The organism is Rhizobium sp. 11_C7_N12_5, from assembly GCF_051811145.1.
Classification (GTDB): domain Bacteria; phylum Pseudomonadota; class Alphaproteobacteria; order Rhizobiales; family Rhizobiaceae; genus Rhizobium; species Rhizobium lusitanum.
In genome coordinates, this window is record NZ_JBPWPY010000002.1 from 1,851,907 (window position 1) to 1,864,370 (window position 12,464).

Here is a 12,464-nt window from a genome sequence, read left to right on the forward strand (position 1 = left end):
GCATCCCATAGAATCTAGAAAAGTGAAATCACATTCCCGCTTGGCTACAACACTCCACAATCACTGGTATCAGGCGACGGAGTCGGACATGAAAACGGAATAAAGTTCGTCGGCGCTTTTTGCCTGCCGCATTGCCGTCAGAACGCCCTCCGTCCTCAGTCTCCTCGCAATCGCGGAAAGCACGTTCAGATAGTCGCTACGCCCCCCTTCCCCGAAAAGCAGCACAAAGGCCCATTCGGTCGGGATATCGTCGATAGCTTCGAAATCCACGGGATGAGAGAAGCGGACCAGCAGGCCACGCGGCCTGGTCATGCCGGCGATCGCGGCGTGCGGAACCGCTACGCCATTGCCGATACCGGTTGTTCCAAGCCTCTCGCGCGTTTCCAGCGCCCGCAGGACCGTCGCTTCATCCAGGCCAAAACAGCTGGCCGCCTTCGACGACAGCATCTGCAGCGCCCGCCATTTGGTCGGGGCCGACATTCCGATGAAGACATGCTCGGGCAGGATGATGGTGGAAAGGGCCATGGTCGCTCTTGAGGGTCGGACAATCGATAATGCTGGCATGATACTCATCGCGACACCCGTTTGGATGGGAGCGCCTCATCACAGGAACCGAATCCTTCGCCTCACTCCGGTTCGCGTAGGCGGTAGCCGACGCCGGTCTCGGTCGTGATATAGTGGGGCTGATCGGGAATCTGCTCGATCTTCTGCCTGAGCTGGCGGACATAGACGCGCAGATATTGCACATCCGCCGCCGGCCCCCAGATCTGCTTCAACAGGAACTGGTGGGTCAGCACCTTGCCGGCATGCTGGGCGAGCACACGCAGAATATCGTATTCCTTCGGCGACAGCTTGATCTCCTTGCCCTCGACCTTGACGATGCGCTTGACGAGATCGATCGAAAGGCCGCCGGTCTGGAAGATCGCCTTTTCGCCCTGCTGCTGCAGCCGGTGGCGCAGCGCGACGCGAATGCGCGCCGCAAGCTCGTTGACGCCGAAGGGCTTGGTGACGTAGTCGTCCGCCCCGCTTTCCAATGCCTTGACGATGCCTGCCTCATCCGTGCGGCTCGACAGAATGACGACCGGAATCTGCATGCCATCCTCACGCCATCCGATCAGCAGATCCTGGCCGGACTTGTCGGGCAGTCCGAGATCGAGCACGATCAGGTCAGGCCGGTCCTCGTCGACGGAGGCCTGGGCTGCGGCGGCATTGTGCGCCTCATTGACGGTGTAGCCCTGGGCACCGAGACCGACGCGCAGCAACTTGCGGATCGGCGGCTCGTCGTCGACAACGAGAATCTTGACGGCAGTCGTGTTCATTTCAATTCATCCAGCTTCGGGATATCCGTTGGTCTTGGCAGGCGGATGGTGAAGACCGCCCCCTGACGATCCGTTCTGTTGCCGGCGGCAATGGTGCCGCCCATGGCCTCGATGAAGCCGCGGCAGATGGAAAGGCCAAGACCGGTGCCGGCCCGCACCTGATCGCCCTTGCGCACGCGGTAGAAAGTATCGAAGACGCGCTCGAGATCAGCGGGTGGGATGCCAGGACCCTCGTCCATGACCCTGAAAACGATGTTGTCGATGTCGGCCCATGCCTCCAGGCGGATAGCCGAGGTCTCAGGCGCATATTTGGCGGCATTGTCGAGCAGATTGAACAGCACCTGCTCGAACAACACGGGATCGACCCGCACCATCGGCAGGTCGACCGGCATCTGCGCCTCGACGCGATGGCGGCCCAGTATCTTCGCTGCGCGCCGAAGGGCGCTGCCGACGATATCGCCGGCATAGTGCAGGGCATAGTTCGGCTCCATCGCGCCGGACTCGATTTTCGTCATGTCGAGCAGATTGGCAATGAAGCGGTTCAGCCGTTCGGATTCATCGATGACAGTCGCCAGTAGATCGACGCGATCCTCATGCGGCAGCGTCTCCAGATAATCGCGCAGCGTTCCGGCAGCGCCCAGGATGGCGGCAAGCGGCGTCTTCAGGTCATGGGAAATCGACGTCAGCAGCGCCGAGCGCAGCCGGTCTGCCTCGACGGCGAGCTTTGCCCGGTCGACGTCCGCCACCAACTGCACGCGCTCGATGGCAAGCGCCGCCTGATCGGCCAGGGCATCGAGAAGCCGCTGCTGTTCCGGCGTCAGCAGCGGCCCGTCGCGGCGATCGCTGTCGAGACCGATGACGCCGACAGCGGTGCGGCCCGTGCGCAGCGGAACGTATAGACGTTTGGCGCCGGGCAAGGTGTCGGCGCCGCGACCGGCCGCATGATTATGCTCCCAGGCCCAACGCGCCGCGGCGATGTCGGCGTCGTCGAGCGTATCGTCTGGCGGATAGCCGGCTTTGACCGCGATCGTGCCGCTCTCGGGCAAAAGCAGCACGACCCGCAGCTTCAGCATCGAGGCCAGCTGGAAAGCCGTCGCCCACAATACGTCATCAAGCGTGCCGGTGCCGGCGAGCTTCTTGGAGAACAGGTAAAGATCTTCCGTCGTTCGCGCCCGCTGGCGCGCGGCGGCTGCTTGGCGCTGCACGGTCGCCGTCAGATTGCTGGCGATGACCGCGACGCCGAGGAAGAAGAAGAAGGCGAGCACGCTTTCCGGATCGCTGATCGTCAGCGTGTAGCGCGGCGGCAGGAAGAAGAAATTGAAGGCGAGTGCGCCGAGGATGCAAGAATAAAGCGCCGGACGCAGCCCTTGCGTCACCGCGGTCGCCAGCACCGCCATCAGAAAGACGAGTGCCAGATTGCGGACGTCCAGCACCTGATCGAGGATGACGCAGAAACCAAGCGCGACGGCGACATAGAGCGTTGCCAGCACATAGCCGCGCAACTGGAAGGGGGTAGGAGCAGGCGCTGACCGGACGCCGCGGCTCGCGGCCTGGGCATCCGCGTCGTTGCCGGAAATGACATGGACACTAATCTCGCCGGCCTTGCGGATCAGGTCATAGGAAACCGAGCGGCGCGACCAATCACGCCAGGACCCCAGTTTCGGCGAGCCGATGACGATATGGGTGACGTTGTTGCTGGCGGAATGACGGATCAGTTCCTCGGCGACCTCCCGTCCAGGAATGGTGATGGCCTCGCCACCGAGCTGTTCGGCCAGTCGCAGCGTTGCGGCGATCGTGTCGCGCTGCGGCTCCGTCAGGCTGATCGAGCGGTTGGTTTCGACATAGACAGCAGCCCAGGGCGCGCGCAGGCGGGAGGCCATGCGCGCGGCATAGCGCACCAGCGACGCCGAGCGTGGGTGATGATCGATGGACACCAGCACGCGCTCGCCTGCAGCCCAAGGGCCCGAAATCGCATGCGCCTGCATATGGGTGAGCAGCTGATCGTCGACGCGTTGCGCCGTGCGCCTGAGCGCCAGCTCGCGCAGCGCCGTCAGATTGCCGGGTGTGAAATAGTTGGTCAGCGCCCGCTCGGCCGTATTCGACACGTAGACCTTGCCATCATGCAGGCGTTTGATCAGGTCATCGGGCGTCAGGTCGATGATCTCGACATCGTCGGCCAGATCGATGATCGAATCCGGTACGGTCTCGCGCACACGGACACGGGTGATCTGGGAAACAACATCATTCAGGCTTTCGACATGCTGGATATTCAACGTCGTATAGACGTCGATGCCACGGTCCAGGAGTTCCTTGACATCGAGATAGCGTTTCGGATGGCGGCTGCCCTGCGCATTGGTATGGGCAAGCTCGTCGACCAGCACCAGCTGCGGCCGGCGCTTCAGAATGGCGTCGAGATCCATTTCCTCGAGTGCCCGCCCCTTGTAGTCGACCTTGACACGCGGGATGATTTCGAAGCCCTCGATCAGTGCCTGCGTCTCGCGTCGGCCATGGGTTTCGACGACGCCGACAACCACATCCACGCCATCGGCGATCTTCGCCTTGCCGGAGATCAGCATCTCATAGGTCTTGCCCACGCCCGGCGCCGCACCCAGAAAGATTTTCAGCCGACCGCGTGCCTCGGCCCGCGCCTTTTCAAGAAGCGCATCGGGCGAAGGCCTGCTCAGTGTGTCGCGGCTGTCATCTGCCATATGCGGATCGTCTTTCCTGACGAGGTTGAGACGGCAGCCGCCGTCTCAACCTGCTCAACTTATTGATTCATAGAAGCATCGAGCGCGCGGTTCAATGCCAGGACGTTGACGACTGGCTCACCGAGAACACCGAGCTCGCGCCCCTCGACTGCGGCGTCGACGATCGTGCGGAGCTTTGCCTCATCCATGTTGCGAGCCTTGGCGACGCGCGGGATCTGGAAGTAGGCGTCATCAGGCGAGATATCCGGATCGAGACCGCTGCCGGAGGTGGTCACCAGATCCATCGGAACCGGCATGTTCGGGTTCTGCGCCTGCAAGGTCGCTACGTCGCCCTTGATGCGGGTGATCAGGCTCGCACTGGTCGGGCCGAGATTGGAGCCCATGGAATTGACGGCGTTGTAGGGTGCGGCAACTGTTTTGGTTGCATCGTTCGGGTCTGCACCGGTTGTCGCCGACGGGCGGCCATGGAAGTAGCGGTCACTGGTGAAGCTCTGGCCGATGAGGGCCGAGCCGATCACCTTGCCGTCCTTCTCCACCAGGCTGCCGTTGGCCTGGTTGGGGAAGAGCGCCTGGGCGGCGCCCGTCATGGCGATCGGATAGAGAAGGCCTGTCACGGCGGTGGTGACCACGATCATGACGATGGCCGGTCTGATTTGATTCAGCATGGAAAAGCTCCTTAAACGAGGCCCATGGCGGTAATCGCCATGTCGATGGCCTTGATGCCGATGAAGGGAACGATGATACCGCCAGCGCCGTAGATCAGCAGGTTACGGCTGAGCAGCGCACCGGCGCCGATCGGGCGATAGCGAACACCCTTCAGCGACAGCGGGATCAGCGCAACGATGATCAAGGCATTGAAGATAATGGCCGAAAGAATGGCGCTTTGCGGCGTCGCCAGCCCCATGATGTTCAGCGCCTTCAGCTGCGGATAGAAGGCGATGAACATCGCCGGAATGATGGCGAAGTACTTCGCGATATCGTTGGCGATCGAGAAGGTGGTGAGCGCGCCGCGGGTCATCAGCAATTGCTTGCCGATTTCGACGATCTCGATCAGCTTCGTCGGATCGCTGTCGAGGTCGACCATGTTGCCGGCTTCGCGTGCAGCGACTGTGCCGGTGTTCATGGCGACACCGACGTCGGCCTGGGCAAGTGCCGGGGCGTCGTTCGTGCCGTCGCCGCACATGGCGACGAGCTTGCCCTTGGCTTGCTCTTCGCGCATCAACGCCAGCTTCATTTCCGGCGTCGCCTGGGCGAGGAAGTCATCCACGCCGGCTTCCGCGGCGATGGCGGCCGCCGTCAGCGGATTGTCGCCCGTGATCATCACGGTGCGGATACCCATGCGGCGCAATTCTGCAAAGCGCTCGCGGATGCCGCCCTTGATGATATCCTTGAGGTGAATGACGCCAAGGAGACGACCATCGCGGGCAACCGCCAGCGGCGTGCCGCCGGCCTTGGCGATCTCGTCGGCGATCGACTGCAGCTCACGGAGCGTCTCGCTGGTAGTGCGCGAGATCACTGCGGTGCCATCGCTGCCGCCATTGGCAGCACCATCCACATAGGCAAGCACCGCATCGACCGCACCCTTGCGGATCGACGAACCTTCGAGGTCGACACCGCTCATGCGCGTCTGGGCCGTGAAGGGCACGAAGGTTGCCTTCAGGCTCGTCATATCACGGCCACGGATCGCATACTTCTCCTTGGCGAGCACGACGATGGAGCGTCCCTCAGGCGTTTCGTCGGCAAGCGAGGCGAGCTGCGCCGCGTCGGCCAGATCCTGTTCACTCACACCCCGAACCGGGCGAAAGGCGGTTGCCTGGCGGTTGCCGAGCGTGATCGTACCTGTTTTGTCGAGCAGCAGCGTGTCGACGTCGCCGGCAGCCTCGACGGCGCGGCCGGACATGGCGAGCACGTTGAAGCGCACCAGGCGGTCCATGCCGGCGATACCGATGGCCGACAGCAGCGCGCCGATGGTGGTCGGGATCAGCGTCACGAACAGGGCGACGAGCACGACCGTCTGGATGGAGCCGCCGGCATAGGCCGCAAAGCTCGGGATCGTCACCGTGGCAAGCACGAAGATCAGTGTCATGCCGGCGAGCAGGATGTTGAGCGCGATCTCGTTCGGCGTTTTCTGCCGTTCGGCGCCTTCTACGAGTGCGATCATGCGGTCGATGAAGGTCGAGCCTGCTGCTGCCGTGATGCGCACGCGGATCTCGTCCGACAGCACTTGCGTGCCGCCTGTCACCGCGGAACGGTCACCGCCGGATTCGCGGATCACCGGCGCCGACTCACCAGTGATCGCCGCCTCGTTGACCGAGGCCACGCCTTCGATGACTTCGCCGTCCGATGGGATGATGTCGCCTGCTTCGACGAGCACAACGTCACCGACTTTCAGGCTGGTGCCCGGCACCATCTTGTAGTCGGAGCGGCTGTTGCCGGCCAGAAGCTTTGCCTGGGTTTCGGTGCGCGATTTGCGCAGCGAATCCGCCTGCGCCTTGCCGCGGCCTTCGGCGACGGCCTCGGCGAAGTTGGCAAACAACACCGTGAACCACAGCCAGATATTGATCTGCAGGGAGAAGGCGAGATTGTCGCCGCCGGTGAGGAGGTCGCGCAGAAAGAGAACGGTCGTCAATGCCGAAACGACCGCGACCACGAACATGACGGGGTTCTTGGCAAGCGTGCGCGGGTTCAGCTTCTTGAAAGCAGCGCCGACCGCCGGAACGAGGATGCGAGAATCCAGAATACTCGCTGATTTTAACTGGCTCATAAGAGGCTCCAGCGTGAAGAGGAAAACGTCAGATCGGAACGCACCGATCAGCCGATTAAGAATCCGAAGACAACGAGGCCGAGGAACAGGGTGACCATCGCCAAGAGAATGGCGTCGGAGGCACAGGTCGTCCCGGCTGGGCCACGCCCCCTGTCGAAGGGGCGTGGATCGATAACTTTTCTAAGCTTGGTCAAAAGCGAACCGCTCATGACATCAATCCTTTAAAAGGCCTGGCCTGCGATCATCGACAGATGTTCGACGATCGGTCCGAGCGCGAGCGCCGGGAAGAAAGTCAGGCCACCGACGATCAGGATCGTGCCGACCAGCAGGCCGACGAAGAGCGGACCATCCGTCGGGAAGGTGCCAGCGGAAGCCGGGACCGTCTTCTTGGTGATCAACGAACCGGCAATCGCAAGCGCCGGCACGATGACGAAGAAGCGGCCGATCAGCATGACGATAGCGAGGGTGACGTTATACCAGGGCGTGTTGCCGGAGAGACCTCCGAAGGCCGAGCCGTTGTTTGCCGCCGCCGAGCTGTAGGCATAGAGGATTTCCGAGAAGCCGTGCGGACCGGGATTGCCGATGGAGGCCACGGCCGACGGCAGCACGACCGAGATCGCCGTGAAGATCAACATGCCGAAGGGCAGGCAGAGGACGGCAAGCATCGCCATCTTAACTTCCTTGGCCTCGATCTTCTTGCCGAGATATTCCGGCGTACGCCCGACCATCAGGCCGGCAACGAAAATGGCGATGATGACGAACATCAGGATGCCGTAGAAGCCGGCACCGACGCCGCCAACGATGACTTCGCCGAGCTGCAGGTTGATCAACGGGATCATGCCGCCGATCGCTGTGAAGCTGCCATGCATGGCATTGACCGCACCGCAGGACGCCGCCGTGGTAATGACCGCGAAGAGCGACGACAGTGTGATGCCGAAGCGGACTTCCTTGCCTTCCATATTGCCGCCCTGGACGCCGAGCGCATGCACCAGCGGATTGCCGGCAGCTTCAGCCCAATAGGTGACGATGACGCCGGCGATGAACAGTACGCCCATGGCACCGAGGATTGCCCAGCCCTGACGCTGATTGCCGACCATGCGTCCGAAGACGTTGGTCAGCGCAGCGCCGATTGCGAAGATCGCCAGCATCTGGATCAGATTGGAGATCGCATCGGGGTTTTCGAAAGGATGGGCGGAGTTGGCATTGAAGAAGCCGCCGCCATTGGTGCCGAGCATCTTGATGGCAAGCTGCGAGGCGACCGGGCCGACGGCAATTGTCTGCTGCGCGCCCTCAAGCGTCGTGGCATTGACATAGGGCCCGAGCGTCTGCGGCACGCCGAGATAGACGAACACCAGCGTCAGGACGATGCAGATCGGCAGCAGCACATAGAGCGTCGCCCTGGTCAAATCGACCCAGAAATTGCCGATCGCCTTGCCGGAAGCGCGCGAGAAGGCGCGGATCAGCGCAATGGCGAGCGCAATACCGGTGGCGGCGGAGGCGAAATTCTGGACAGTGAAACCGGCCATCTGCACGAGATAGGACATCGTGCTTTCGCCGCCGTAATTCTGCCAGTTGGTGTTGGTCACGAAGCTCGCGGCGTTGTTGAACGAAAGCTCCGGGCCGATCGAGGTCATGCCTGCCGGGTTATAAGGCAGGCTGGCCTGGAAGCGCTGCAGGATATAGAGCACGAAGAAGCCGGCGAGGCTGAACAGAATCATGGAGATCGAATAGGTCGTCCAGTGCTGCTCTTCGCGCTCATTCGTGCCGGCGAGACGATAAAGTCCCCGTTCCAACGGACCGAGGACATAAGAAAGAAATGTGCGCTCGCCGGTGAAGACACGCGTCATGTAACCGCCGAGCGGTTTGACGAGCAGAAGAAGGATCCCGATGTAAATGAGGATCTGAAGCCATCCGTTGAAGGTCATGGGGGTAACTTTCCCTATCCAGCGCTATGGAATTAGAAGCGCTCGGGGCGAATGAGAGCGTAAATCAGGTAGGCGGTGAGAAAAATAGTCACGCCGCCACCGAGAATGTAATCGAGAAGCATTGCCGTCTCTCCGACTAGAGGCTGTCGCAGGCCTTGGTGTAAGCGACACAGAGGAGGAAGAATAAAACGCCGATCCCGACAAGAATAATGTCCATCATCGATCGCGATTCCTTGATTGTTCTTGTTGATTGCGAAAACGATGCAGGGCGCGCTTGGTGAGAGCGCCTCTTTTATTTCCGCACAGAGAGAAGATCACCTCGTGTGTATCTTCGCCGTATAACATGCGCCCAAACCGCATTAAGGTTCGAGACGGCGGGAATGTGGAAGATATAAAAATCTTATAAATGCCGGTGCCAGTAGCGCCGGCGATGCGGCCTAGCTCAAAGCGGGCATCACATCCCCGGCGATTTCGTCCATGACGTCGTGTGGCGGCCTATCTCCCGAAACGAGATTGAACGCGACGTGATGGATACCGGCTTCACGCATGGCCGATAGCGCGCCGATCAGCCCTCGCCTGCCGGTTCTGCCGCCGAGATTTATCTCTTCGTAGGCCGCATCGGGCCTATCGACGAGCTCCAGCACCATCGACTGGCCGAAGCCGCGGAATTCCGTCGTCACTTTCGCCTGGGCGTTATGCCAAAGCGTCAGCCGGTCCCTTTGGACGGGCAATTGCCTGTAATATGTCATCCATGCGGTCGCATGCCGGGCGATCCATTCGAGCGACTGCGACGACGAACCGACAGCCACCAAAGGAATAGGCGCTTGTTGCAACCTCGGTCTGACGGCGAATTCTCTTCGCACCTGGCCGTTCTCGTCCAATATCTCCTGATCCGGGCAAAGCACGGCAGCCAGACGCTCCCAATTGTCCTGAAAGATCGACTTCCGCTTCTCCAGATCTTTCCCGAATACCTCGTATTCCGTCGGTCTGTCTCCCGACCCAAGACCAAGAACGAGCCGCCCTTGCGAAAGGACCGCCACAGAAAGCGCGGCCTTGGCAATGTGCAGAGGATGTCTCAAAGGCAGAACGATCGCGCCTGTCGCCAGGCCGATGTTCGAAGTGACCGCCGCCAGTGCTCCAAGGAAGACCCAGGGATCGGCGTGTCCGACCGGATCCGGATAGCTTTCGCTGTTCAGCGGCACATCCCGGACCCAGAGCGCATCGAAACCCAATTCGTCCGCATGGCTTGCGAGCTTCAACTGGGCATCGAACTCGACATCGGCAGAGGTTCGCGGTTGCGCCGGCAGGACGATGCCGAATGAAAGTCGATCTGGATGAAAAAGCACATCGCGCCCCAACAGATATTGCCGTAGCGCTGAGATAAGGATGTTTGCGGATGATAAAAGAGCCTGAGGCTCTTTGCGCATACCTGATAGGATCGACGCCGACGTTGCCGATCGCTGTCAATGATCGCCCCTATTGCGCTTGATGCGACGTGCCGCCGGTGATTTAGTCGGTGCCGACATAGAGTTGAACATATACAGCCATCTGCGGAATGATCGGCCGCCAGACAAAGAAATGCGAGCAAGTGACGACCAGTATCAGACATATCGCCAAGCTTGCAGGAACATCGGTCTCTTCCGTCTCGCGCGTGCTCAACAACAGCGGCTACGCCTCCCCGGAGCTCAGGCAACGTGTGGAAGCGGCGATCCGCACGCTGAACTACACACCGAGCAAGGGCGCGCGCATGCTGCGGGGTGCGCCGAGCCGAATGATCGGGCTGATGCTGCCGTCGATCGACGTGCCTTTCTTTGGGATTCTCGCCCATGCCATCGAGCAGGAATTGTTCCGGCACGGCTACCAGACGCTGATCTGCAGCACGGCGGAAAACATGGAGCACGAGGCGCGCTATATTTCCATGCTGCTGTCCCAGCGCATCGACGGCGTCATCGTGGCCAGCGCCTTCGGCAGCATCGAGCATTTCGAGGCGCTGCGCGATGCCGATATTCCGATCGTCGCCATCGACCGCGAACTGGGCGGGATCGCAAACGATGCCGTCATGGCCGATCATGAGGAAGGCGGGCGGCTGATGGCGCGCCATCTGATCGGTCTCGGCCACCGGTCGATCGCCATTGTCGGCGCGCCCGCGCATAGCCAACCCGTCCAGCTTCGCCTTGAGGGCATGAGGGCGGAAATGGCGAAGGACGGAATCACGCCTGCCGTGGTGGCGATGGCGGAGGAGCATAGCTTTGCGGCAACCTATGAGCTTGCGCGCGAATTGCTCAAGTCCCGGCCGGAAGTGACGGCGATCGTCGGCACAACCGATATTTCGGCGATCGCAGTCATCCATGCCGTCCAGGATCGCGGCTTTTCCGTTCCGCGCGACTATTCGGTGATCGGCTTCGACGACTTGCCGGAAGCTGCCTATGTCTTTCCGCGATTGACCACCGTCGCGCAGCCGATCCGCGAGGTCGGTGAGCAGGCGGCGCAGCGATTGAAGGCGTTGATCGAGGAGCAGCAAGCGGGGCACGAGCCGCGACAGGGCATGGTCGTCAAGATTCCCGTGACGCTGATCGAACGCGATTCCACGGGACCTGTCCGCGGCTGAGGCGAGCGGCATGTACCCGACCGCCAAGATAGGCCGGTGATTTCCTAAAGCTAGGGTCGTACTATGACCTTGATTTCGCCCGGCAATGGCGCGCTGCCGACTACGCCTGCAACCTCTTCGAGGCCTATGGCTTTGGTCACCAGGGAGTCCAGTTCGAGCGCTCCGCTCGCGACCATTGCCGCGGCCCGGGAATGCGTGAACGGGTTGAGATAGGCCGGCCTGACATCAACCTCGTTGACGAGCAGGTCAAAGGGCAGAACGGGCACTTCAATGCCGGCCGGCGTCACGCCGAACAGCACGAAAGTGCCGCCGCGCCGCGCCATCCTGAGACCGGTCTGCAAGGTGTCGGCAACACCGGCACACTCGATGACGACGTCGGCGCCGCCTTGGGTAACATCTCGAACGGAAGCGACCGTGTCCGAAGATGCTGGATCGAAGGTGTGCGTGGCACCCAGGCGCAGCGCAGCCTCGCGCCTCGATAGCTGTCGCGTGATCAGGATCACCTGACTGGCGCCGGCCAGGCGGGCCAATTGCACCATGAGCAGGCCGATCACACCTCCGCCCAGGATGGCGACGCTATCGCCCGGTCGGATGTCTGCCCTGTCGATGGCGTGAATGCAGCACGCGAGCGGTTCGCAGAAGGCGCCATGCACGGGATCGAGATCGGACGGCAGCGTGAATGCCTGACCGCACGGCACCGCCACATAGTCCGCAAAGCCGCCGTCGCGTGTCACCCCGATGGCTGTCAGCCTTGCGCACAGGTTCGGCCGCCCGCGCCTGCAGGCCGCACAGGTGCCGCAGGCGATATTCGGGTCCACGGTGACGAGTTCTCCGCCGGCAAATGATGGGATTCCATCGCCGACCTCCTCCACGATGCCGCAGAATTCATGTCCCAAGGTAACGGGGATCGCTGTCGGATACTCGCCCTTGTACATGTGACGATCGGAGCCGCAGATGCCGGCAGCCAGAACCCGGACGATGAGCTCGCCGGGCCGGGCAACCGGTTTCTCAACGATGCGCATGATTATGGACCCGATCGATTCCAAGCGTACGGCCCTCATTCTTCTCCTCCAGCCCTCAGATTCCATTGATCATCGCCGCATGATGAGCCAATCCCCCCGGTACACTACCATCAATCGC

At 61.6% G+C, this 12,464-nt stretch carries 11 protein-coding genes; 1 reads left to right on the forward strand and 10 read right to left on the reverse strand.

Translation table 11 applies throughout. The features are described 5' to 3' along the window. Positions 1–69: 69 nt before the first annotated feature. The 9 genes from AB8B29_RS27765 to AB8B29_RS27805 all read right to left on the reverse strand — a co-directional run bounded on the left by AB8B29_RS27765 (position 70) and on the right by AB8B29_RS27805 (position 10,062). Positions 70–525 (reverse strand): PTS sugar transporter subunit IIA, encoded by a 456-nt coding sequence (locus AB8B29_RS27765; protein ID WP_037191668.1) that lies wholly within the window; start codon positions 523–525, stop codon positions 70–72. Between the two features lie 101 nt (positions 526–626). Then, positions 627–1,319 (reverse strand): response regulator, encoded by a 693-nt coding sequence (locus tag AB8B29_RS27770; RefSeq protein ID WP_037191670.1) that lies wholly within the window; start codon positions 1,317–1,319, stop codon positions 627–629. Continuing rightward, entirely contained in the window at positions 1,316–4,027 is a 2,712-nt protein-coding gene (locus tag AB8B29_RS27775; protein WP_037191672.1) for a sensor histidine kinase, read from the reverse strand. Before AB8B29_RS27775 ends, AB8B29_RS27770 begins: the two co-directional genes overlap by 4 nt. Before the next feature lie 59 nt (positions 4,028–4,086). Continuing rightward, positions 4,087–4,692, reverse strand: coding sequence for a K(+)-transporting ATPase subunit C (locus tag AB8B29_RS27780; RefSeq protein WP_037191680.1), 606 nt, complete (start codon positions 4,690–4,692; stop codon positions 4,087–4,089). A gap of 11 nt (positions 4,693–4,703) precedes the next feature. Next, complete coding sequence (gene kdpB / locus AB8B29_RS27785; RefSeq protein ID WP_037191682.1) at positions 4,704–6,791, reverse strand: potassium-transporting ATPase subunit KdpB; 2,088 nt, start codon at positions 6,789–6,791, stop codon at positions 4,704–4,706. Between the two features lie 47 nt (positions 6,792–6,838). Then, positions 6,839–7,000 carry a hypothetical protein gene (locus AB8B29_RS27790; RefSeq protein ID WP_156143622.1) on the reverse strand — a complete coding sequence of 54 codons (162 nt, stop codon included), beginning with the start codon at positions 6,998–7,000 and terminating at the stop codon, positions 6,839–6,841. 12 nt (positions 7,001–7,012) lie between these two features. Further along, positions 7,013–8,716, reverse strand: coding sequence for a potassium-transporting ATPase subunit KdpA (gene kdpA / locus AB8B29_RS27795; RefSeq protein WP_037191684.1), 1,704 nt, complete (start codon positions 8,714–8,716; stop codon positions 7,013–7,015). Positions 8,717–8,748: 32 nt separating this feature from the next. Continuing rightward, a complete protein-coding gene (gene kdpF, locus AB8B29_RS27800; protein WP_007691771.1) occupies positions 8,749–8,838 on the reverse strand; it encodes a K(+)-transporting ATPase subunit F in 90 nt (29 codons plus the stop codon). Positions 8,839–9,153: 315 nt separating this feature from the next. Further along, complete coding sequence (locus AB8B29_RS27805; RefSeq protein WP_197070349.1) at positions 9,154–10,062, reverse strand: TIGR03571 family LLM class oxidoreductase; 909 nt, start codon at positions 10,060–10,062, stop codon at positions 9,154–9,156. A gap of 242 nt (positions 10,063–10,304) precedes the next feature. Here AB8B29_RS27805 and AB8B29_RS27810 point away from each other — a divergent pair, with 242 nt between their 5' ends. Continuing rightward, a complete protein-coding gene (locus AB8B29_RS27810) occupies positions 10,305–11,324 on the forward strand; it encodes a LacI family DNA-binding transcriptional regulator (protein ID WP_037192042.1) in 1,020 nt (339 codons plus the stop codon). A 50-nt stretch (positions 11,325–11,374) separates the two neighbouring features. Here AB8B29_RS27810 and AB8B29_RS27815 read toward each other — a convergent pair whose 3' ends face one another. Then, positions 11,375–12,385 carry a zinc-dependent alcohol dehydrogenase family protein gene (locus AB8B29_RS27815; RefSeq protein WP_037191689.1) on the reverse strand — a complete coding sequence of 337 codons (1,011 nt, stop codon included), beginning with the start codon at positions 12,383–12,385 and terminating at the stop codon, positions 11,375–11,377. Positions 12,386–12,464: the final 79 nt, after the last annotated feature.

Excerpts from the sequence above, each read along its gene's own strand:
- AB8B29_RS27765 (WP_037191668.1), bottom strand. The coding sequence starts at position 525 with ATGGCCCTTTCCACCATCATCCTGCCCGAGCATGTCTTCATCGGAATG.
- AB8B29_RS27770 (WP_037191670.1), bottom strand. The coding sequence starts at position 1,319 with ATGAACACGACTGCCGTCAAGATTCTCGTTGTCGACGACGAGCCGCCG.
- AB8B29_RS27775 (WP_037191672.1), bottom strand. The coding sequence starts at position 4,027 with ATGGCAGATGACAGCCGCGACACACTGAGCAGGCCTTCGCCCGATGCG.
- AB8B29_RS27780 (WP_037191680.1), bottom strand. The coding sequence starts at position 4,692 with ATGCTGAATCAAATCAGACCGGCCATCGTCATGATCGTGGTCACCACC.
- kdpB (WP_037191682.1), bottom strand. The coding sequence starts at position 6,791 with ATGAGCCAGTTAAAATCAGCGAGTATTCTGGATTCTCGCATCCTCGTT.
- AB8B29_RS27790 (WP_156143622.1), bottom strand. The coding sequence starts at position 7,000 with ATGAGCGGTTCGCTTTTGACCAAGCTTAGAAAAGTTATCGATCCACGC.
- kdpA (WP_037191684.1), bottom strand. The coding sequence starts at position 8,716 with ATGACCTTCAACGGATGGCTTCAGATCCTCATTTACATCGGGATCCTT.
- kdpF (WP_007691771.1), bottom strand. The coding sequence starts at position 8,838 with ATGCTTCTCGATTACATTCTCGGTGGCGGCGTGACTATTTTTCTCACC.
- AB8B29_RS27815 (WP_037191689.1), bottom strand. The coding sequence starts at position 12,385 with ATGAGGGCCGTACGCTTGGAATCGATCGGGTCCATAATCATGCGCATC.